Annotated in this window: 19 protein-coding genes; 7 read left to right on the forward strand and 12 right to left on the reverse strand. The window is 62.8% G+C overall.

Annotation, left to right across the window (positions count from 1 at the left end; all coding sequences use genetic code 11):
• The first annotated feature begins 227 nt into the window (after window positions 1–227).
• The 4 genes from ABID58_RS14845 to ABID58_RS14860 all read left to right on the forward strand — a co-directional run bounded on the left by ABID58_RS14845 (window position 228) and on the right by ABID58_RS14860 (window position 3,797).
• Complete coding sequence (locus tag ABID58_RS14845; protein ID WP_354033169.1) at window positions 228–587, forward strand: hypothetical protein; 360 nt, start codon at window positions 228–230, stop codon at window positions 585–587.
• Window positions 554–1,858 carry a threonine/serine exporter family protein gene (locus tag ABID58_RS14850; protein WP_354033170.1) on the forward strand — a complete coding sequence of 435 codons (1,305 nt, stop codon included), beginning with the start codon at window positions 554–556 and terminating at the stop codon, window positions 1,856–1,858. Before ABID58_RS14845 ends, ABID58_RS14850 begins: the two co-directional genes overlap by 34 nt.
• Window positions 1,859–2,041: 183 nt before the next feature.
• A complete protein-coding gene (locus tag ABID58_RS14855; RefSeq protein WP_354033171.1) occupies window positions 2,042–3,295 on the forward strand; it encodes an NAD(P)/FAD-dependent oxidoreductase in 1,254 nt (417 codons plus the stop codon).
• Between the two features lie 52 nt (window positions 3,296–3,347).
• Complete coding sequence (locus ABID58_RS14860) at window positions 3,348–3,797, forward strand: hypothetical protein (RefSeq protein ID WP_210250971.1); 450 nt, start codon at window positions 3,348–3,350, stop codon at window positions 3,795–3,797.
• Between the two features lie 75 nt (window positions 3,798–3,872).
• Here the strand turns inward: ABID58_RS14860 and ABID58_RS14865 are convergent, their stop codons facing one another.
• The 7 genes from ABID58_RS14865 to ABID58_RS14895 all read right to left on the reverse strand — a co-directional run bounded on the left by ABID58_RS14865 (window position 3,873) and on the right by ABID58_RS14895 (window position 10,559).
• Window positions 3,873–4,409 carry an NADPH-dependent FMN reductase gene (locus tag ABID58_RS14865; RefSeq protein ID WP_354033217.1) on the reverse strand — a complete coding sequence of 179 codons (537 nt, stop codon included), beginning with the start codon at window positions 4,407–4,409 and terminating at the stop codon, window positions 3,873–3,875.
• 2 nt (window positions 4,410–4,411) lie between these two features.
• Entirely contained in the window at window positions 4,412–5,197 is a 786-nt protein-coding gene (locus tag ABID58_RS14870) for an enoyl-CoA hydratase (protein ID WP_148754993.1), read from the reverse strand.
• Between the two features lie 86 nt (window positions 5,198–5,283).
• Entirely contained in the window at window positions 5,284–6,510 is a 1,227-nt protein-coding gene (locus ABID58_RS14875) for a CaiB/BaiF CoA transferase family protein (protein ID WP_354033172.1), read from the reverse strand.
• 40 nt (window positions 6,511–6,550) lie between these two features.
• Window positions 6,551–7,402: an enoyl-CoA hydratase-related protein gene (locus tag ABID58_RS14880; protein WP_148754978.1), complete on the reverse strand. Its 852-nt coding sequence runs from the start codon at window positions 7,400–7,402 to the stop codon at window positions 6,551–6,553.
• 55 nt (window positions 7,403–7,457) lie between these two features.
• The gene (locus ABID58_RS14885) at window positions 7,458–8,678 is read right to left on the reverse strand and encodes an acyl-CoA dehydrogenase family protein (RefSeq protein ID WP_354033173.1); all 1,221 of its coding nucleotides are present in this window, start codon (window positions 8,676–8,678) and stop codon (window positions 7,458–7,460) included.
• 89 nt (window positions 8,679–8,767) lie between these two features.
• Complete coding sequence (locus ABID58_RS14890; protein ID WP_354033174.1) at window positions 8,768–9,718, reverse strand: 3-hydroxyacyl-CoA dehydrogenase NAD-binding domain-containing protein; 951 nt, start codon at window positions 9,716–9,718, stop codon at window positions 8,768–8,770.
• Between the two features lie 22 nt (window positions 9,719–9,740).
• Complete coding sequence (locus ABID58_RS14895) at window positions 9,741–10,559, reverse strand: 3-hydroxyacyl-CoA dehydrogenase (protein WP_354033175.1); 819 nt, start codon at window positions 10,557–10,559, stop codon at window positions 9,741–9,743.
• A gap of 406 nt (window positions 10,560–10,965) precedes the next feature.
• Here ABID58_RS14895 and ABID58_RS14900 point away from each other — a divergent pair, with 406 nt between their 5' ends.
• The 3 genes from ABID58_RS14900 to ABID58_RS14910 are packed head-to-tail and all read left to right on the forward strand — an operon-like array spanning window position 10,966 to window position 15,312.
• Window positions 10,966–12,027, forward strand: coding sequence for an HlyD family secretion protein (locus ABID58_RS14900; RefSeq protein ID WP_354033176.1), 1,062 nt, complete (start codon window positions 10,966–10,968; stop codon window positions 12,025–12,027).
• Window positions 12,024–14,354 carry an ABC transporter permease gene (locus tag ABID58_RS14905; RefSeq protein ID WP_354033177.1) on the forward strand — a complete coding sequence of 777 codons (2,331 nt, stop codon included), beginning with the start codon at window positions 12,024–12,026 and terminating at the stop codon, window positions 14,352–14,354. Before ABID58_RS14900 ends, ABID58_RS14905 begins: the two co-directional genes overlap by 4 nt.
• Window positions 14,341–15,312 carry an HlyD family secretion protein gene (locus ABID58_RS14910; RefSeq protein ID WP_354033178.1) on the forward strand — a complete coding sequence of 324 codons (972 nt, stop codon included), beginning with the start codon at window positions 14,341–14,343 and terminating at the stop codon, window positions 15,310–15,312. Before ABID58_RS14905 ends, ABID58_RS14910 begins: the two co-directional genes overlap by 14 nt.
• A gap of 429 nt (window positions 15,313–15,741) precedes the next feature.
• On the opposite strand, the gene ABID58_RS14915 is transcribed toward ABID58_RS14910, so the two are convergent.
• The 5 genes from ABID58_RS14915 to ABID58_RS14935 all read right to left on the reverse strand — a co-directional run bounded on the left by ABID58_RS14915 (window position 15,742) and on the right by ABID58_RS14935 (window position 21,796).
• The gene (locus ABID58_RS14915) at window positions 15,742–16,989 is read right to left on the reverse strand and encodes an ABC transporter substrate-binding protein (protein ID WP_354033179.1); all 1,248 of its coding nucleotides are present in this window, start codon (window positions 16,987–16,989) and stop codon (window positions 15,742–15,744) included.
• Window positions 16,990–17,035: 46 nt separating this feature from the next.
• Window positions 17,036–17,911 carry a VOC family protein gene (locus ABID58_RS14920; RefSeq protein WP_354033180.1) on the reverse strand — a complete coding sequence of 292 codons (876 nt, stop codon included), beginning with the start codon at window positions 17,909–17,911 and terminating at the stop codon, window positions 17,036–17,038.
• A complete protein-coding gene (locus tag ABID58_RS14925) occupies window positions 17,908–19,110 on the reverse strand; it encodes an FAD-dependent monooxygenase (RefSeq protein WP_354033181.1) in 1,203 nt (400 codons plus the stop codon). Before ABID58_RS14925 ends, ABID58_RS14920 begins: the two co-directional genes overlap by 4 nt.
• On the reverse strand, window positions 19,107–20,729 hold the full coding sequence (locus ABID58_RS14930; RefSeq protein WP_354033182.1) for an FAD-dependent monooxygenase: 1,623 nt from the start codon (window positions 20,727–20,729) through the stop codon (window positions 19,107–19,109). The genes ABID58_RS14925 and ABID58_RS14930 overlap by 4 nt, the downstream gene beginning before the upstream one ends.
• Before the next feature lie 191 nt (window positions 20,730–20,920).
• Window positions 20,921–21,796 carry a fumarylacetoacetate hydrolase family protein gene (locus ABID58_RS14935; RefSeq protein WP_354033183.1) on the reverse strand — a complete coding sequence of 292 codons (876 nt, stop codon included), beginning with the start codon at window positions 21,794–21,796 and terminating at the stop codon, window positions 20,921–20,923.
• Window positions 21,797–21,880: the final 84 nt, after the last annotated feature.

Genomic DNA, 21,880 nt, shown 5'->3' on the forward strand with positions numbered 1-21,880 from the left:
TGGGGCCAATCATGCTCAAATTCGCCAGCCCGATCGGTTTGCACGCGACGAAGCTCGCGAGCGCAGATTCAGGATCATTCAAGCACATTTGAACAAGCGTTCCGCGCAAGGCATTCCTAGATCTGACTGTTGTTGGACCCCGCCATGGCGCGCCGCTTCCGATTTGAATGGTGACGAGGTCGGTTGCGGCGCTCCGAAATGCGGCTTTGCTGATGGAGGACTAATCAATGAAGATCTCTTGGCTCTGGGGGATTGCGGTCACCTGCACGATCGCATCAGTGTCGCTGGCACACGCGCATTCGGCTTATGATGGCTCCTGGGATCTCGTCTTCGTGACGCAAAGGGGTGCATGCGATCCCAGCTATAACTTCACCGTCAATATTGCCGACGGAGTCGTCACTCATCCCAATCTGGTGAAATTCCGGGGATACGTCGCGAGATCGGGCTCGGTTCGCGCCTCGGTAACGGTTCACGACAAGTTCGCGTCCGGTACGGGCAGAATCACTGGGGCCACCGGCCGCGGAAGATGGAGCGGCTATGCGGGAACCGAGAGATGCTCGGGCTACTGGACTGCGCAGCACAATTGACCGGCTTGAAAAGGGAAACACTGTGTCCTGACGCGCTATCGCGCGAAGCGGCATTGGAGGCGATCGCACTGGCAGCGACGCTCCTGTTTTCTCACGGGCAGACCACAGAGCGGACGGTGACCGCTGCCGGGCGCCTTGGGCACGCGCTCGGCGTGGCCGTGACTGTCCTGCCATATTGGGGAGAACTCATCGTCAAGGTCGATGACGCGCCCGTCTCGCAGATCGTCCCTGCCAAGCCGCTTGGCATCGACATGGGCAGGGTACTGGCCGTCATGACGGTGATCGATCAGATCTGCGACGGAACGTTGCCGACCGGGGCTGCTCAATCTGCACTTGGGTCGGCAGGCCGGCTGCCGCCGGCCTCCACGCCACGCTTTGCGTTGTTCGCAGCGATCGGCGCGGCTTCGCTTGGCGTCATTTTCGGTCTCCTCAATCCCACGAGCCTGGTGCTGATCGCGGCGAGCGCAGCCATCGGCGCTCTCGTCCGCCGCTGGCTGTCCGGATTCATCAGCAATCCACTGGTCGAACCGCTTTGCGCGGCGTTCATTGCGGGCACCACGGCCAGTGCCGCCGGCCATTTCCAGCCGTCGGATGCAGTCACGCTGATTGGTTTCTGTCCCTGCATGGTGCTGGTTCCTGGTCCGCATATCCTCAACGGAGCCATTGACCTCGCTCGCACCCGCGTCGCGCTCGGAATTGCACGCCTGACCTATGCCGGCCTCATTGTGCTCCTGATCTGCGCCGGTGGCCTGTTCGGATTCGCGGCGGGCGGCGCAAAGCTCGCGATGGCCGCATCACCTCCTCCCGTGCCATTCCTCATCGACGTGATCGCAGCAGGATGCGCCGTCGCCTCCTTCGGCACGTTCTTCTCAATGCCATGGCGCTTGCTGGCGTTCCCGATCGCGGTTGGTATGGTCGCACATGCTGCACGCTGGGCGCTGATCTCCAACGCGGGAGCCAGCGCTCCGACCGGCGCGTTGGTCGCCTGCATGCTCGTCGGCACCCTCACGACGCCGGCCGTCGATCGCCTGCATCTGCCTTTCGCAGCTGTCGCATTTTCCGCTGTTGTCTCGTTGATGCCGGGCTTCTTCCTGTTCAATACCGCGATCGGCCTCGTGGAATTGGTTTCGATCGGATCGAGCACGCCGCCAGCTTTGCTGACCGGTATCGCCACGAGCGGCGTCACGGCATTTCTGATCATCATGGCCATGGCCTTCGGACTGATCCTCCCGCGCATGCTGTTCGAGCGCGCACCACCCTCCCCTGCATGAGGAGGCACGGCCGTTCAATGCGCCGCAGCGCCGTCCAAGAACAGCAGGAAGACCCGCTGTATCGGTTCTCATACGCTGCTGGCCCTCGAGACCGTCGGTACATCCATGACTACAGTCCTGACCAAATCGTTCGCGCAAGAAAAGCCACCTGTTGCGAGAACCGTCGCGGGCAGAAAACGCGTCTTGATCGTCGGTGGTGGCTTTGCCGGCATCGCGGCGGCACGCGCACTGAAACGAAGCGATGTCGACATCACGCTTATCGACCGGCGCAATCACCATATCTTTCAGCCACTCCTGTATCAGGTCGCAACCGCTGTTTTGGCGCCATCCGAGATCGCGGCACCGATCCGGCAGCTCGAGGCAAACCAGAAAAACCTCAACGTCTTGCTGGCTGAGGTCAAGGGCATCAACCTGGGGGCTCGCACGATCGAGGCCATCTGCCCGAGGATCGGCAGTCGAAAGCTCTCGTACGATTTCCTGGTGATCGCAACCGGAATGCATCCGAGCTATTTTGGTCATGACGAGTTCGTCCAATTCGCACCGGGCCTCAAGAGCCTCAACGACGCAGAGACGATCCGGACCAAGCTCCTGAGCGCATTCGAACTGGCGGAATCGACCGATGACGAGCAGGAGCGCGCGCGCCAAATGACCTTCGTTTTGGTGGGCGCCGGCCCGACCGGCGTCGAGCTCGCCGCTTCGATCGCCCAACTGGTCTCGGTGACCCTGCGCAACAATTTCCGCAGGATCGATCCGGCCAAGAGCCGCATCGTTCTGCTCGACGGCGGCACGCGTATTCTGCCGACCTTTGCGGAATCGCTGGCGCGAAAGGCGGCCAAACGACTGACGAAACTCGGCGTCGAGGTGTCGACGGGCGTGAAAGTCGAAAAGGTCGACGATCAGGGCGTGATCGCGGCCGGCGTACGCATTCCCAGCGCCACCGTGCTTTGGACGGCCGGGGTCAGCGCCTCGCCGGTCGTGAAAATGCTGGGAACGCAAACGGACCGCGCCGGACGCGCTTGCGTTGGCGCCTTCATGGACATTCCCGAGGCGCCCAACGTGTTTGTGGCAGGCGACGCGGCCGCGATGACCCAGGATGGTCGCCCCGTCCCAGGCGTGGCCCAGGCAGCCATTCAACAGGGACGATTTGTCGGGCAGGTCATCGCCAACCGTGTCAGGGGACGCAAGGATGGCCGACAGTTCCGATACCGCAACAAGGGCAATATGGCGGTGGTCGGCAAGAATTTCGCGATCCTCGAGGCTGGTCATTTGCACAGCAGTGGCTTTTTGACCTGGCTGGTGTGGGCCGCGCTGCATGTGCTCGCGCTGCCGCAGCTCCAGAACCGGTTCCGTGTTCAGACCCAATGGCTCTGGTCGTATCTGTCGGGGCAGCGCAGCTCACGGTTGATTTCCGAAGGGCCACGGTCCTCGTCCGAGTAGTGATCAGACCCGGTAATCACTGTTTTCCGGCAATTGGCTGAGGACTGCACCTGTGGACGCCTCCATCATCTCCGCGCTCGCCGCCCTCACCGGGGCGGCCGTCGGCGGCTTGACGAGCGGAATTGCAAATTGGCGGAGCCAACGAAGCCAGGTCCGCGCCCAGTGGATTCTCCACGAGGAGACCCGCCGGCAGACGCTTTACAGGGAATTCATCGAGGATGCCGCCAAGTGCTACATCGATGCGCTTCAGCATGACAAGGCGGACATTCCAAACCTGGTCAGTCTTTATGCCAAGTTGAGCGCGATGCGGGCGGTGTCGTCAAAGCAGGTGGTTCATCAAGCCGAAGACGTCGCCCGAAAGATCCTCGATACCTATCTGGAGCCGGACAAGAGCTTCGTCGAACTACGCGAAATGGCTATTGATGGCACGATCGATCTATTGCTTGGCTTCAGTCATGCGTGCCGCGGCGAATTCGAAGGGATGCGGCCAATACATTTCTGACCGCCCCCCTACGATTTCAGCTCGCCCTTGCCGCAAGTCCCGGATGCGCTAATCCCGCGATCGGACCGCCTCGATTCAATTAGCGAACGCCTGCATGAACCCCTGGAGGAATTTGCCGGTGCCCTCGCTGGCGATGTTGCGCTGCTCATCGAAGAGCTTGTCGATACGGCCGACATAGGCCTCGGGCTGCTGCATGGTCGGCACGTTCAAGAACACCAGCGATTGCCTGAGATGATGATTGGCGCCGAAGCCTCCGATCGCACTCGGCGAGCCGCTGACGATCGCGCCCGGCTTGCGGTCCCAGCCGCTGCTTCCATACGGCCTGGAGCCGACATCCAACGCATTCTTGAGAGCGGCCGGCACCGAGCGGTTATATTCGGGCGTGACGAACAGCACAGCGTCGGTGCCCTTCACGCGCCGCCGGAATGCGGTCCATGACGCCGGCGGATCGATGTCGACATCCTCGTTGTAGAGAGGCAGTTGCCCGATCTCGATGATCTCGAGCTTGAGCGACGATGGCGCGAGCGAGATCAACGCATTCGCCAGCGTCGGGTTAAACGACGCCTTGCGCAGGCTTCCAACCAGCACACACACGTTCATCGGCTTGTCCATGGTCATGCGCTCGCCTGAGATTTGACAGTCCTGGCGAAGTCAGGCTTGCGCTTCTCCATGAAAGCCGTGAACGCCTCTTTTGCATCTTCGGAACGGACTTGCGCGCTGAACTCTTCGTTCTCGGCCTTCATTGCGGCCTTCAGCTGTTCGCGAAATGGCGCCTTCATGAGCCTCTTGCTGGCTTGCAGCGCTGCGGCCGGCTTCGCAGCCAATTTCCGAGCCGTCTCTGTCGCCCTCGCCCGGAGATCCGTATCGGATACGACTTCGGTCACCAGACCCAATTCCGCGGCGCGCCTGGCATCAAAGGGAGTTCCCAACATGATCAGCTCCGCCGCACGGAGATGGCCGATCCGCGCCGGCACGGAGCAGCTCGATCCGAATTCCGGCACGACGGCAAGATTGATGAAGGGCATCTGGAATTTCGCGCTCTCGCCCGCGTAGATGAAATCGCAGTGCGTCAGCATGGTGGTGCCGCCACCGATCGCCGCGCCATGGACGGCCGCGACCAGCGGTTTGTCGAAGTTGACCAACGCGTTCATCAGACGCGCCTGGGGCGATTCGCCTGGCCCCGGCGGATTCTTGAGAAAGTCCTCGATATCGTTGCCCGCGCAGAACGAATCGCCCGCGCCATGCCAGAGGACGACTCGCGTGTTGTCGTCATTCGCCGCCTCGTTGAAGAGACCCGCGAGTGCCACGTACATGGTCGACGTCATGGCGTTCCGCTTGGTTGGGCGATTCAGTTGGATACGCAGGACGCTTCCAGCGTGCTCAGTAACAATCTCATCCATTCGTCCGCATCCTAGTTCCGTTGGCGAATTTCGCTGCAAATCCAGCTTCGGGAGCGGCTCCCGCCACTCCCGACAGTGTCATCGCGCTAAGCAGCGTGCTCCTTTGCCTTCGGAACGGCACCGCTCGCATGCAGACCATCGATTTCGGCCGCGCTGAATCCCAGCTGCCGAAGAACCTCGTCGTTGTGCTCTCCGATCTTCGGGGCGCGCTTCGCGGACACCTTGGCGACACCATGCACCTGAAGCGGGCTCGAGATCGTGGACGTCAGCTTGCCGCCGGCATCTTCGAGCGGAACGATGATGTCGTTTGCCCGGAGCTGGGGGTCGTTGATCACCTCCTGCGGCCCGCGTACCGCTCCGAACGTGACGTGAACGCCGTTGAACACCTCGTACCAATGTGACATCGGCTCGGAACAGAAGGTCTGGTCGAGAATCGCCGTGAGCTCCGCCATGTTCGCCATCAGCTTGGCCGGGTCGGAGAACCGCGGATCAGTCAGGAGATCGGGCCGGCCGATCGCCTTCGCCACGGCCTCCATCTTGTCGGGTGTGATGATGAGAACGAACCAGGTATCGTCCTTGGCGCGATACACGTTCATGGCCGCATTTGCGGGGTGCATACGATCATGCAGCCCGAAGAATTTCGCATCGCACAGCGCCGCCTGGATCGAGACGCTGGCGGACCACACACCCTCGGCGAGCAGCGAGGTCGTAACATGCGCCCCCTCGCCCGTGCGCTCGCGACGATACAGCGCCGTGACGATCGCAGAATAGAGCCCGACGGCGGTCGCATTGTCGCCGCTGCCGGCCACGGGCCAAGTCGGCGGTGCACCGGCATCGCGGGTCATCGACAGCAGCCCACTACGTGCCCAGTATGACGTAATGTCAAAACCGGGAAGATTCGCATCCGGTCCCTTGTCGCCGAAGCCCGAGATGTCGGCGTAGATCAGCCGCGGATTCCACGCTGCCACATCTTCATATTCGAGCTTCAGTTTCTTGCGCGCCGGATGCGGCGTGTTGACGATGAGGACGTCAGCCCATTTGACGAGTTTCTCGAGAACCTGATGGGCGCTCGGGGATTTCAGATCGAGCGCCATGCCGCGCTTGTTGCGATTGGCCAGATGCCAGGGATAGGCATCGTCAGCGACCGGCTGCGGCGGGAGATGGTTTGCATGCCGCCACAGCTCGCCGCTCGGCGGCTCGACCTTGATCACGTCGGCGCCGAAATCGGACAAGATCACGGCCGCGCTGGGGCCCGCGATGAAGCTCGCGAGATCCACCACCTTCAGTCCGGAGAAAATGCTGTCGTTTGCCATGGGTGTCCTTTCCAGATCCTCGTAGGAGGGCTGCCTTGTTTCAACGCCCGCGAAACTGCGGCGCACGTTTCTCGAGGAAGGCGGCGGTGCCTTCCTTCTTGTCTTCGGTGGCGGCGCAAATGCCGAAGAAGGAAGCCTCCAGCACGAGGCCTTCGCTTTGGCTGGTCTCCATCCCCTTGTTGGCGGCATCGAGCGAGAATTTCACGGCGATCGGCGCGTTGGCCATGATCTGCTTCAGGACCGTCTCGGCGCGATCTATCAGGCCGGCCGCAGGAACGACTTCGTTGACGAGGCCGATGCGATAGGCTTCCTGCGCGGAAATCGTCTCGCCCGTGAGGATCAGCTGCAACGCACGCCCCTTTCCCACCAGGCGCGGCAGGCGTTGCGTGCCGCCCCCGCCGGGCAAAAGGCCCAGCTTGACCTCCGGCTGACCGAATTTGGCGTGCTCCGCCGCGATCCTGATGGTGCAGGCCATCGCGGTCTCGCAACCGCCGCCGAGCGCAAAGCCGTTGATCGCCGCGATCACCGGCTTGCCGAGATTTTCGATGAGGTCAAGCACACTCTGCCCGAACCGGCTGGACTCCTCGGCGTCGTACGCGTCGACATGTGCGAGTTCACTGATATCGGCGCCGGCGATGAACGCTTTGTCGCCCGCCCCGGTGAGGATGACGCCGCGCACGGACGCGTCCGCTTTTGCGTCCTCGAATGCGGCGTGCAGATCAGTCCAGGTCGGCGTATTGAGCGCGTTGAGCACCTTCGGCCGATTGACCGTGACGTAGGCGACCGGGCCCTTTTTCTCGTACTGGACGTTCGCAAGCGCCAGCGCCGCTCTGGGTGCGGAGCCTGGTGCTGTCGCAGGTGAAGGAGTGAACGGTGCAGTTCCCGAAACCATGATGATGTCTCCTGGGTAGGGCGGCCGGCGCTGGTGCGCCGGCGTCGCTGAGAGGTCAGAGGAAGGCGCCGTGACCAGTGATGGCCTTGCCGACGATCAGATTCTGCATCTGATACGTGCCCTCGTAGGAGTAGAGCGCCTCGGCATCGGCGAAGAAGCGCGCGACGTTGTAGTCGGCGACGATGCCGTTGCCGCCCAGCACCTCGCGGCCCCATGAGACTGTCTCGCGCGATTTCGATGTGCAGAACGCCTTTGCCAATGCCGCGTGATGGTCGCCGAGCTTGCCTTCGTCGTCGAGCTGCGCCAGGCGGAGCATCAGGCACTGGCACGCGGTCAGATTGCCCAGCATCTTGGCGAGCAGATCCTGGATCAGCTGGAACGAAGCGATCGGCTTGCCGAATTGCAGGCGCTCCTGGGCGTATTTGAGGGTGGCTTCGTATGCACCCATCTGGATGCCGGTCGACGCCCAGCCCACCATGTACCGCGTCATCCGCAGCACGCGTGCGGTATCGCGGAACGAATTGCCGCCCTGGAGACGATTCGCTTCAGGGATCCGCACGTCCTTCAGCGTGATCTGGCCGTTCTGGACCACCTTGAGCGCGATCTTGTGCTCGATCTTCTCGACGCTGAAGCCGGGCGTCGACTTGTTCTCGACGATGAAGCCTTTGACCTGATTGTCGGCAAGATCGCGCGCCCAGATGATGGAAATGTCGCACCACGGCGCGTTGCCGATCCACCGCTTCTGCCCGTTGAGAATCCAGGTATCGCCCTCCCGCTTGGCCGTCGTGGTCAGACCGCCACTCGTTCCGGAGCCGACCAGCGGCTCGGTGAGGCCGAAGCAGCCGATCTTTTCCCAGCGCGCCATCGCCGGCAGCCATTTCTGCTTCTGCTCCTCAGAGCCGTCGAGATAGATCGAGCCCATCGCCAAGCCGCTATGCACGCCAAAGAACGTGCAGAATGATGCGTCGGTGCGCGCCAGCTCCATCGCGACGAAGCCGAACAGCTTCTGGCTGCCGCCCGCGCAACCATAGCCCTCGAAGCCGAGCCCGCCGAGGCCGAGCTCCTTGAACGACGGCAGCAGCTCGAACGGAAACGCATCATCGGACCAGTATTTGTTGATGACCGGCTGGACCTTGGTCTCCATGTAGGTCCGCACCTTCTTGACGAGCGCTCTCTCGTCGGCGGTGAGAAGGTCGACCAGCTGATAGAAGTCGCCATTGGGTGCAGGCGCCGGCTTCGGCGCTGCGGTCTTGCTTGCCGGGGTTGCGGTTGGCATCTGGAATCTCTCCTTGCTGCGGCTCGGAAGCCTGAAAAGTGAAGGACGGGTTTGACGTGTGAATGGTCTCGTCGGCGCCGCCGATTTCGTCAGCTCGGCTTGGCTGCTTTCTTGCGCAGCTCGATCAGGCCGAGCAGAACTTCGTCGCGCTCCGCCTCCAATTGCTCGATGGTGCGCGATCCGGCCTCGGCATGGACGCTGTCGATGAGCTTCTTTTGCACCTCCGGCGTCAGCACCGGCGAGCCGAGCGTCTTCCACCAGGCCGTCATCGGGCCGGTGAACTGCTGGAAGAAGTGCTCGATGCCGCCCGGACCGCCGCCGAGGTGGTTCAGCATCAGGCTGCCCATGACGCCCCAGCGCAGGCCCGGGCCCCAGCTCAGGGCGGTGTCGACGTCGGCGGCGCTCACCACACCTTCGGCGACGAGGTAATAGACCTCGCGGCTCAGCGCGGCCTGGAGACGGTTGGCGACATGCCCCGGCATTTCCTTGTTGAGGCGCACTGTCCGTTGTCCGATCGACGTGTAGAATTCCGCCGCGCGCCGGATCGTGGCTTCCGAGGTCTTTGCCCCGCCGACGATCTCCGTCAGCGGAATCAAGTGAGGCGGATTGAACGGATGGGCGATGACGCAGCGCTCGGGATGGGACGCAGCCCCCTTCTGGATTTCACTCATGGTGAGTCCCGACGAGCTCGATGCGATGATCACGTCGGGCGGCAACAGCTCGTCGAGCTGGCCATAGAGCTTCTGCTTGAACTCGATCCGCTCGGGCCCGTTCTCCTGGACGAGGTCGGCGCCGGCGAGAGCCTGTGCGATGTCGGGCGTGAATTTGAGGTTCGACTGCGACGCTCCGGGCGACAGGCCCAGTCGCTCGAGTGCCGGCCAGGCCGTCTCGACGAACTTCCTCAGCGCGGCTTCCGCGTTCGGCGCGATATCGGTCGCGACGACCTGAAGTCCCTTGGCGAGAAACAGCGAGCTCCAGCTCGCACCGATCACGCCGGTGCCGATGATGGCGATGCGGCGAATGGGCTTGGTGTCGGTCATGTCATTCTCTCCAATGCGTTCGTCAGACTTCGGCATAGGCAATGCCGGTGAGATTGCCCTGGGCGAAGAGGAAGTTGCGCTCGCCGGATCCATCGAGCCGCGCGGAGTAGATCGAGCCGGCGAAGTCGGTCACGAACATGCGATCGTTCGGGACGTCGAGCGCGATGCCGATCCCCTCCATGAGATGCGTCACCACGATCTCGGACTCGGCAGGCTTGCTGTCGATCGAAGCCCGGTTCACCGTGTTGCCGCGCGGAGGATCGCCGCGGTCGGTCCAGTAGAGGATCCGGTTCTTGTGATCGATTTCCAGATCGATCGGCTCCGGCAGGCCGTCGTAAAAGATCTCGATGTCGGATCTTGTCGGTGCGGTCTGGCCGGCGGGTATTTCGACATTGGCGCGGAAGATGCGGCCGAGCCCGGCGTTATCGGGGCCCTTTTGCGTCCAGTAGATGCGTCCGAATTTCGGATCGATCGCCAGTCCGACGCACCATCGGGTCTGGTCCTTGCGATCGGCTTCGCTGTGCCCCGCCTCGATCAGCGTCTCCAGCCGCGAGCCGTCGAGGTTGCAGCGCATGAGGCGCATGCCCTCGCGATCGCACCAGTACAGCTTGCCGCCTTTCTTATCGAGGATGATCTGCTTCGGCGTATGGGTGTGTCCCTGCGGGACGATTGTCTTGCGGTTCTTGCCGTCGATGTCGGCGCGCTCGATGGACCCGTCATCCAGGCTCGGGATGCCCATGTTGGTCCAGTAGATATGGCCGGCCTCGACATCCACGACGATACCGTCCGGAAGGTGGCAGCCGGTCACGATGGTCGTGCGTTCGGAGCCATCCGTATTCATGGCGTGAATGCAGCCTGCATTCAGTTCGAGGACGAACAGACGAGGGATTGTGGGGTTTGATTTCGTGACGGCGTTTGGCATGTCGCACCTGCATCCTGGCCCGACCACGGACCGGGTCAGGTGACGCGACTATGACGCGATCACCGTCATTGATCTTGGACAGGAATGTCACCGCTGGAATGGGTCTGCTGCTTGATCGGTTGCGGCCCCTCGCGCGGCATCGCGACGACCACCGATGCGAGCGCAGCAGCTTTCAACAAGTGAGGCATCAAACGTCCAAGCGTGGGCAACGGGCAGGTTACATGGTCGGCTCTGACTTAAAAAAATTCATCGCCTCGCGATTGCGGCTGGGCCCTGCAACCGAATAAAGTAAATGGCCATCCGGCCATCAGAAAGGGAGTCAGGCATGGACGTGCCGAGCTCTGACAAGGACATTCAAGGCACGCCCGACGCGCCGGATGACGGACGGGCGAAAACCGCGCGCAACCCGACGCGCACGCCCTCCATCATCGTCGGTGTCGTTGCGGTTGCCGTCGTGGGGCTTTCCGTCTTCTATCTGTTGCGGCCGGAGCCCTTGCTAGTCCAGGGCGAGGTCGATGCAACGCGGCTCGATATCGCGGCGCGCGTGGACGGACGGGTCGGCAAGATTCCCGTCGAGCGCGGCCAGAACGTTGCTGCGGGCGCGGTGCTCGTCCAGATCGACAATCCAGAGACCATGGCCAAGCACGAGCAGATGAAGGCGGCCAAGGCTGTTGCGGACGCGCAGCTTGCCAACGTTATGGTGGGAACGCGGGTGGAGGTGATCGCGGCACGGAAGGCGGAAATGGAGCGGGCGCAGGCAGCGCTGGTGTTGGCGCAGAAGACGTACGACCGCACGCACACTTTGACCGATCAGGGCAACGCGCCGCAGGCCCGCCTCGACCAGGCGACCGACGCGCTGCATGAAAGCGAGCGCGCGGTTGACCAGGCCAAATCGGCCTATGAGCAGGCGGTCAACGGCTACACCAAGGAGGAGCGGGCCATCGCCGGCAGCAATGTCGAAAAGGCCAGCGCCGATATCCAGAGCGTCCAGTCGATCATCGATCAGCTCGTGGTCTACGCGCCCATCGCCTCCCAGGTCTACCAGCGCAACGTCGAACCCGGCGAATACGTGTCGCCGGGCGTCCCGCTCGTCACCTTGATCAATCTGGCCGACCTCTGGGTCCATTTCGATCTGCGCGAGGATCTCGTCAAAGGCCTGAAGGTCGGCGATCGCTTCGACGTGCGCATTCCGGCGCTGGGCGACCGCTCCGTCTCGGTCGAGGTCAAGCTGATCGCCACCAAGGGCGAATATGCGAGCTGGCGGGCCACGCGTGCGACCGGCGATTTCGACCTGCGGACGTTTTCGATCCGCGCCTATCCGGTGCAGCCGGTGCCCGAGTTGCGACCGGGAATGAGCGCCTATCTCGACTGGCGGTCGCGGCAATGAGGCCGGCGCCAAAACCCGGATTTCTGCTGGTCGCACGGCGCGAGTGCCGCTGGCTGTTTCACGATCGCGTGGCGCTGCTCCTGATCTTCGGCGTACCGCTGTTTGCGTTCGTGGTGCTGACCACGGTCTTTAGCCATCCGGTCATTCGCGGGCTCGGCGTGACCATCGTCGACGAGGACAAGTCGGGCACATCGCGTGCGCTGGTGGAGTATGTGGCGGCGTCGCCGAGCCTGAACATCGTCGACCGCTCCGGGACATTGTCCATGGCGGTGCAGGACATACGCTCGGGCAAGGCGATCTCGGCGATCCATATCCCGCCGGATTTCGAGCGCGACCTGGAGGCGCAGCGCCGCCCGCAGGTCGTCGGCTTCTATAATCAGCAGTTCCTGACGGCGGCGGGCATCGCCTCGTCGGGTCTGAGCGATGCGCTGTCGGCCGCGGCGGCCGTGGCCGCTCCCGCCAGGCGCGCCGCGCCCGCGGCGGCTTCGATCGGGACGCTCTCGACCGAAACCGTCGCGCTGGTCAATCCGCAGAAGAACTATGCGCAGTTCCTGCTGCGCGCGCTGCTGCCGACGATCATCCATGTGGTGATCACGCTGGCCGCAGGCTATTCGGTCGGTTCCGAATTCCGCCGCCGCGATGCACGGGACTGGCTCGCAAGCGCCGGAGGCGATCCTGTCACAGCGCTGGCCGGCAAGCTCGCGCCGCTGTTTTGCATCTTTGTCGTGATCATGCTGGCCGAGCCGCTGGTGCTCGAGGGCGTGCTCGAAGTGCCCTTCAAGGGCGACCTGCTGCTGATGATCGCGGCCGGCTCGCTGCTGATCATTGCCTATCTGTCGCTGGGCGCCCTGCTCCAGCTGCTGGTCCGCGACCTCGCGACCGGGCTCGGACTTGCGGGCCTGTTTGCCTCGCCCGCGTTCGGCTATGCCGGCGTCGGCTTTCCCACCGTCGGCATGAACGCCTTTGCGCATATGTGGAGCGCGATCCTGCCGCTGCGCTGGTATATGGCCGTTTTGCTGGGACAGGCGGCGCGCGGATTGCCGGTGACGGAATCCGCCGTCCCCTTCGCAGCGCTCGCGGGCCTCGCGCTGCTGTTTGCCGGCCTGGCCTGGCTGCGCATGGCGAGCTTGACGCGCAGCGGCTGGTTCGAGACGGCGCGCCCCGAAGAGGCCCCCGCAATCGAGCCCGCGCCGCGCGGCATCGGCGGTGCCTTCACGGTGGAGTGGCGACGCGTGCTGGGAACGCGGAGCGCCTTCAGTGTGCTGTTCCTCGCGCCACTGGTTTACGGTGTCTATTACCCGCAGCCCTATCTGAACCAGATCCTGCGCAAGCTCCCCATCGCGGTCGTCGACAATGATCTCAGCGATCTCAGCCGCCGGATGGTCGAGACGCTGGATGCCAGCGGCGCGTTGAGCGTCGCGGTTCGCGCCCGCACGCTTGCCGAGGCACACACCGCAATCAATCGCGGAGAGGCCTTTGCCGCCGTCGACATTCCGGCGGGCACCGAGCGCGACGTGCTCAAGGGGATCACCGCGCACATCCCGGTCTATGCGGACGCTACCTACCTCTTCATCTTCAGGTCGACCGCAAGCGGCGTGGCCACCGCCCTCGGCGCCCTGACGTCCGAGCTCGTGTCGCGCGGCGGACGCTCGGACGGCAGCCTGGTCAAGGCAAAGCTGGCAAGCTCGAGCCCGGCCGACGTTCTGCTGCAACCGATCTTCAACCCGGTCGGCGGCTATGCGAGCTATGTCGTTCCGGCCGCGTTCGTGCTGATCCTCCAGCAGACCCTGCTGATCGGCGCGGCGATGCTGACCGGCTCGGCGCTGGCGGGCCGCGGCGGCGCGTTCACCGGCGTGCTTGGCCGCGGCGTCGCGCATCTGACCATCTACCTGCCGGCGGTCGCGCTCTATCTCATCGTGCTGCCGCGGATCTACGGTTTCTCGACACTCGGCCATCTGCCGCAGATCTTCGCGCTCGCGACCATATTCCTGCTGGCGACGAGTTTTATGGGCCAGGCGGTCGGAGCCTGGTTCACGCGGCCCGAGAACGCGACCATCCTGCTGCTGGCGACCAGCCTGCCGCAGTTCTTCATGGCCGGCTTTGCATGGCCGCGCGAGGCGATTCCCGATGTGGCCCTCGCCTTCGGCCGGATTTTCCCCGCCGATTCCGCGATCGACGGTCTCGTGCGCATCAATCAGCTCGGCGCTGGTATCTGGGAGGTCACGCATGACTGGCTCGGGCTCTGGTTGCTGGCGCTGGTCTATTTCGTGCTTGCGGTGATCTCGGCATTCGTCGTCAAGAGAGGACAGCGACATGCACAAGGCTAGGCTTGCGGCCATCATTGCGCTCGCGCTGGTCGCGGGCATCCTGATCGTGTCCGCAAATCGTTCCGGATCACCGCCTGCACTCGTCGGTGTCGTGCGCACGACCGAAGTGAGAGTGGAGCCGGAGGTGACCGGACAGCTCCAGTCGATCGCGGTCGAGAAGGGCGCCACCGTGCGCGCGGGCGATATTCTGGCACGGCTCTCCGCAGTGGAGTTGACGGCACAGGCGGATCAGGCGCGCGCTGCACTGGCATCAGTAACTGCCAACCGCAACAACGTCTATGCCGGCGTCCGCCGTGAGCAAGTCGACTCGCTGAAAGCTGCCATCGCCAAGGCCAGCGCCCGCCTCGACTATGTGCGGGCCCAGCTCTCCAGGACCAGCACGCTGGCGCGCCAGAGCTTCGAATCCCAGCAGTCGCTCGACCAGGCCGAGAACGACGTTGCGAGCGCGCGCGCCGACGTGGCCGAGGCCCAGGCCAATTACGATGCGGCCGTGGCGGGACCGACCCGGGAAGAGCGCGCGATCGCCGACGCGCAGGTGCAGGCCGCGGCCGCCGCGGTCACCGTGCTCGAGCGCCGCCTCGACAAGATGGTGTTGCGCGCGCCGGCCGACGGCGTAGTCAGCGTCATCGCCGCCGAGATCGGCGAGAACGTTCGCGCGGGCCAGCCGATCCTGGTGGTCGAAGCGGCGGGCAAGCAATGGCTCTCATTCAACGTGCGCGAGGATCATCTCGATCGTCTCGCGATGGGAGAAACGGCGAACGTGATGCGGCGCGGCGCCGATGGCGCGACAAAGGCGGTCGTCACCGAGCTGCGGCCACTCGGCGTGTTCGCCACCTGGCAAGCCGAGCGGGTGATTGGCGATCATGACCGCAACACGCTGCGCCTGCGCCTTGACCTTGACCCGAAGGGAGAGTTGTCGGGCCTCGAGCCGGGCACGACCGTCTGGATCGACCACTAGCGAGAGCTCTGAAGTGTTTTGGCTTGACGGAGGCTGCAGAACTCTCATACCTGTTTTGCAGTGCCTCTTTCCCCGATCGGAAAATATGCCGCAACCGGCGAAGGAACCGAAAAGCCAACTCCGCCGCAGGTTTGCAGCCAGATGATTACGGGTTGCCGGGTTGCAAGGATTCAATTATCCGGAACTGCTCCCGGTTTGCGCCAGGAAAGTGTATTACGAAAGAAAGGCCGGCTGGCGGAAGCGCCTGTTTTCCTTCGTCGCAGGAATCGACGCCGCGCGCAATCTTTGTCGGGACCAGAGACAGAGTTCTGACCGCGATTACACGATCCGGCCTACCCTGCTCTTGCTGCACACGACATTTCGAACTGGTCCAAAAACTTTAACTCTCGGTCCCATCCATCCTAGGCTAGTTTGAGCCAACTAGAGCCATCATTTCTCGCTCGGCGTCCCTTCAATGGCAGAGCCAAACCTCACCCAGTTCCGGCCATCGAACTTCTGCAATTGCATCTGCTCGATTGGGTAGTGATCGGTTGGCGATGTGTCCAACGTAACGTCCGGAAGCAGCATGTCGAGATGAACCCGGTTCAACGCCTCGGCCTGCCTCATGATGTTGGCGCGCGTAAGGTCATCCTTGCACCGCCCGAGCACTTCGACCAGCGCCTGGGCGGCGTTATATCCATAGACTACATAGAAATTGTTTTGGTCTTCTCCCGGAATGTATTTGGACATGAAATCGGAGAATCTCGTCAAACCGGGGTCATCTTTCCAGGCCGCATCGGCAGGATCCTTGCTGTAACTCGCTGTGATGATGTCCCTTGCGTTTTCGAGGCCGGCGGGCTTCAGGACGGCGCTGATCGATTGCGAGTTTCCATGCAGGATATGCACTGGCTTCCAGCCGATCTCTGCTGCCTTCTTAATGGCCTGCGCCGCAAATTTCGCCGAGGCGAAATTGACGAAGATGCTTGCGCCCGAGAATTTCAGCTTCACAAGTTCGGAATCAATCGTCGGCGCGCTCGTCTCATACGTGACTTCGGCGACAATGTTGCCGACCGCATCGCCGAGCCCGTCCTTCAAGCCCTTGATATTGTCCCGTCCGAAGTCGTCATTGGACGAGAGAACCGCAATCTTCCCACCATGATAGTTTTCACGCAGGTACCTGCCGTAGATGCTTGTTTCGCTCTGGTAGCTTGGCTGGAAGCCCATCGACCAGGGATATGCCTTGTGATCACCGAAGATGGTCCCTCCGGCTGCTATGAACAGCTGCGGCACCTTTTTGGCGTTGACATATTTGATAACCGACATGACGGTCGGCGTCCCCAGTTGATTGAAGAGAAGAAGAACCTCGTCGCTTTCGATCAGCTTGCGGGTCTGCTCCACGGTCTTCGGAGGGCTATAGGCGTCGTCGTAGGAGATGAACTCGAGCTTGCGGCCGTTAACCCCGCCTTGATCGTTGATCATCTTGAAATAGGCGCCTTCCGTTCGGGCAATGATGCCATTCGATGACAGCGGTCCACTGTACGGAGCGGTATTGCCAATCTTGATGACAGTATCGCTTGCGCCGGCATCGTACCGCTTCTGCCCTTGCGCGCTGCTTGGCCCTGCAACGGCCGATCCGATCAAGATCGTCAGCGCGATAACCCAATAAACCAATCGCGGCGCGCGCGCGTGCTGTGACATGCCTCTCTCCTCGGATTCGATATTGGATCGACGATCGCTCGGATCGTCAGGCCGTCTTCAGGTCGAAGTCGAACCGGGTTCCCCATGTCGTCAGCTGCTCAATCGTCCACACCCGAGGACGTTGGGGGTACGCCTCGTGCCAGGGCCGCGGCTCGAAAATATTGAGCTCCGGAACCAGCACGTCCATGTCGGAATAGAGCTCGATCAGAAAACGGCTCGGGTCGTAGTGATAGGACGCGAGGTTGTGGCCCGCGGTATGCCGCGTCGGACCCCAGAGGATCGGATGGCCTTTCGTCGCGAGAAAATCGGCCACATCGTGATGCGCGGCGCGGCTGCGCAGCTCAAACGCAAGGTGATGAAGCCGGGTTTCCGGCGCACCGATGACGTTGAGGACGTGGTGATCGTGATTGCAGGTCAGAAACGTCGCAATTCCCTCAAACCAATCGGTCGTGCGGAAGCCGATGGCCGAACAGAATTCAACGAACTTGTCGGCCTCCGGCGTGATCAGCGCAACGTGCCCAAGACGCGTTGGAACGACGCCCGAGGTGCGGAAGCCGGGGCCAGGCATCGCCATCTCCGGCAACAGATGGAGCGTGTGCCCCACAACGACGACCTCCACCAGGACGGGAACGCCCGGCCGCGCGTCGCTTTTCTTTTCGGCAGAGAGGCCGAGACCGCGGAGCGACTTCACCGTCTCGTCAGCCGTTTCCTGTTCGATCCTCAGGCCGAGCGCCGTGAGACGCTTCTCGGGCGCCGGCTTGATGGTGATGTTGTGGTGATCGAGGCCGAGGCTGAAATAGGCGCGGCCATCGGATCCTCGCTCGGCCGGCGTTGCGCCGAGCACGCGGTCGTAGTAGGCGATCTCCTGTTCCGCGGCAGGCGTATCGAGATCGACATAGGCGATTTGGAAAGCGCGGGTCATCGTTTTTCCTCCAGCGTCGCCGCGACGGCTTCTGCGTCGTAGCCATAAAGTCGGTTCATAGCCTCAGAACTGCCGCGCACACCTCGCGTGGCGAAGAGGTGGTCCCGTTCGAGCTGTTGTGGTCCGTCCTGCAGGTGGAAGCTCGTAGAATTGGCGCGAGACCTTTCCTGCACCTCGGTCGCGCGCGGCTTGCGCAATGTGACGTAACCCCGAAACGCCGACGGAATGTCGAAGGCTGCGTGCTTCAGGCATGCCGCCAGCGCGGCACCGTCCTCGATGGCCTGCGCGGCCCCCTGCGCCATGTACGGCAGCATGGGATGGCACGCGTCCCCCAGCAGCGCGACACGCCCCCGCGTCCATTCCGGAAGTGGATCGCGATCGAACAACGCCCATTTGAACGTCTCGTCGACGGCGTTGAGGATCGTCGAGATCTGCGGATGCCACCCCTCGTACTTCCTTGCGGCATCGGAGATCGAACCGCGGTCGGACCATTGCTCCCGGGTCCAGGTCGCCTCTTCGCTGACAGCCACGAAGTTCAGGAATCGACCCGAGGAAACGAAGTAATGGACGAAGTGTCCGCCAGGCCCCACCCAGTTCGTGACATCGAGCGGAAGGCCGAGATGCGCGATCCGTTCGACAGGTGCGAGCCCCCGATACGCGATCTGCCCCGAGAACCGCGGCTTTTCGACGCCGAACAGGCGCTCGCGAACCTGGGAGTGGATTCCGTCGGCGCCGATGAGGAGATCGCCGCGCTCGGACGTTCCGTCCTCGAAGCGGGCGGTCACGCCCGTTTCGTCTTGCTCGACATCGACCAGACGTCGTCCAAGCTTGATCTCCTTGCGACCAAAGGCGTCAGCAAGAAGGGCGATGAGGTCAGCCCGGTGGAAATGGTAGTAGGGCGCCCCATAACGGTTCTCGAGGGCATCGCCCAGTTCCTCGCGCCCCAGGACTCGGCCGTCCTGCCAGCGGCGAAAGACGACCGAAGAGGGGCGAACGGCGGCCCGCGCCATGGCGTCCCCGAGCCCATAACGGCTCAGCAGCCGGGAGACATTAGGGCTGATCTGAATGCCCGCGCCGACCTCGCGTTGCGCCAGCGTTTGCTCGAACAGGGAGACGTCGAGACCGGCCCGGCGCAGTGCGATGGCAGCCGCCGTGCCGCCGATACCTGCGCCGATCACTAGGGCATGAAGCGGCTTCACCGTTCCGCCCCCCAGCCGAGAGCCGTCGCGAGGATCGCGTCGGCGTTTGGCGGCGTGCTACCCGTTCCGCGCCACGCAATGTGGTGGTCAGGCCGAACGAGCAGCAAGTCCTGTCCGTAAACACCCTTCAGATCGGGTTCGTCGAGTTGCAAGACCGACAGCGGTATCCGTCGTCGCGCCGCAGCGTCGACAAAGGACGACAGATCGCGCCTTCGGAAATCGATCAGCGTGAAATGCGGGCCCAGCCGATCGTAGAGCGCCGTCCCGTCTTTCAGATATGTGCTGGGCAAGCGGGCGCCGGGCGTGGTCGTCGGCTTGTAGACAACGGAATCGAATGGAAAGGGAGTGGCCGAGCCATCTGCGACGATCGGCGATCCCTCATAGATAAAGCCGTGCTCGATCCCGAAGCATTCGTTCTCGACGTTGCCGAGCTTGGCGATCGCTGCACCGACTTCGGCCCGGCGCACGGGATTGTCGCTGTTGTCGCCTTCCAACAGGCTTCCATAGGCCTCGGCAATGTGCATTCGCACCTGCATGTGGCGGCCGGAGGCGTCGCGATTTCGTGCCGCCACGGGACGCCGCTCGATTTCATACGACGCGAGGAGACCGGGCCCACCAAAACCCTGCAGCGTCGCCGCCAGCTTCCAGCCGAGGTCGACCGCATCGCCGACCCCTGAATTCATCCCGTAGCCGCCTGTCGGGATGAACTGATGCGCGGAATCACCTGCGAGCAAGACGCGTCCCGTGCCATAGCTTTCGGCGACCAGCAGGTGCGGCGTCCACACATTCGCGACCAGGATATCGAAGGAGAATGGCCGGCCGGCATAGGCCTCGACGAGCGCGCGCGGATCGAGCTTGGTCGCGTCCTGGCCGGGAAGCACAGGCACGTGAACGGTCCAGATATCATCGTCGTTCTGGGCGATCATCGTTCCAAGCGGCGACTGGTAGTGCCAGGCGACGCCCCAGCGCTGCAGCAGATCTCGCTCGGTCGATCGAAAGTGGATCATGTAGAGTTCGCCGACGCGCGACTGCCCCTCGAGCTGGATGCCCAGCCCTGCGCGAACGCGGCTGGAGCCGCCGTCACAACCGATGAGATATTGGCAGCTGACCTGCTCCTGGGTGCCACTCCCCTGCTCCCGCAGCACCGCGACGACACGATCGTCCTTCTCTTCAAACCCTTCGAAGGCGACGCCGAACCGCACGTCGACCTCCGGACGCGCGTCGATGGCTTTCTTCAGAACCGGCTCAATCTCGACCTGCGAGACCCGCATCGGGGGTTCGAGCGGTTGGGTGCCGTCGTTCTTGATACGGATCTGCCTTCGAAACTCGCTCGGGGTCATGTATCGAAAGCGATGCAGCTCATATCCGGCAAGACTTGTGATCCAGGAGACATCGAAGGGATGATCTTCCGGCACCGCGACATGTCGCAACGCGTCCGCGAGGCCGAACTTCCGAAAAAGCTCCATGCTGCGGCTGTTGGTGATGTCCATCTTCGGATGGCGGGTCGTCGTCGCATTCTTCTCGACCAGCATCGAGCGGATGCCGAAATGGGCCAGGACGTTCGCAAGCGTCATCCCGACGGGACCGCCCCCTGCAATCAGAACCGGAACCGATTTCATTGTTTCCTCCCAATATAAGCGGCGCACGATCTACGTCGTGCTGCCGCCACCGAATGACGCCCGATCAGGACCCGGCCTGATCAACTCCGTTGAGCCAGGGCAGTGCGCTAATCTAGTCTGGTCAAGACCTCGCTCCACGACAACCGATATGATGTCCGCTCGAATCCGCGGGTGACAGGATCACCGCAGGATCAGGCCGCCGCACGCACCGCGTCTTCGGCTTCAAGCACGATCGGATTGCGCAGAACACCCAATCCCTCGATCTCGATCTCGCAGACGTCGCCGGGCTTCATATAGAGAGGCGGCTTGCGTGCCGCGCCGACGCCGGACGGCGTACCGGTCACGATGATGTCTCCCGGAAACAGCGTGATGCCCACGCTGATCAACGCGACCAGGGTTGCGACATCGAAGATCAGATCGGAGGTCGACGCCTTTTGCATCACCGTCCCGTTCAATCTCGTCTCGAGTTTCAGGCCGCTGGCACCTGACGGAAGTTCGTCGGCCGTTACAAATGCCGGCCCGAACGCTCCCGTGCCGTCGAAATTTTTGCCGATGGTCCATTGCGGCGTGCGGAACTGATAGTCGCGGATTGTACCATCGTTGAAGATCGAATATCCGGCGACATGGTCGAGGGCTGCGGACTGCGGGATATGGCGGCCGCCGCGCCCGATGATAGCGACAAGCTCTCCCTCAAAGTCGAGCGCTTCCGAGACGTTCGGACGTACGATCGGCACACCGTGCCCGATGAGGCTCGAGGCGAACCGGCCAAACAGCGTCGGATAGTCCGGTTGCTTGATGCTGCTTTCGGCAGTGTGGTCCGCGTAGTTCAGGCCCACACAGATGATCTTGCCGGGTGCGGACAACGGCGGCAGGAAGCTCACCGCTTCCGGATCGATCGGATCGCCCTTGAGAAGCGCCGAGGCGAGATCCTTCAGTGCGTCCGCTCCACCGGCAATGGCGCGCTCGAGCCGGCCCTCTCCGCCGTCATCGAGCCCCCAGTGCCGGCCGGCTTGATCGGCAACAGCGAGGCCGCGCGTTCCGTTTCTTTCATAAGCGATGAAGCGCATGGGGCATTTTCCTCCGTGTGCGATCTCCTATATCACACAAAATGCATATTACAAAATAAAATGCATAATTTCGAAAGTATGCAT

The organism is Bradyrhizobium sp. S3.2.6 (assembly GCF_040546885.1).
Taxonomy (GTDB): Bacteria; Pseudomonadota; Alphaproteobacteria; order Rhizobiales; family Xanthobacteraceae; genus Bradyrhizobium; species Bradyrhizobium cytisi.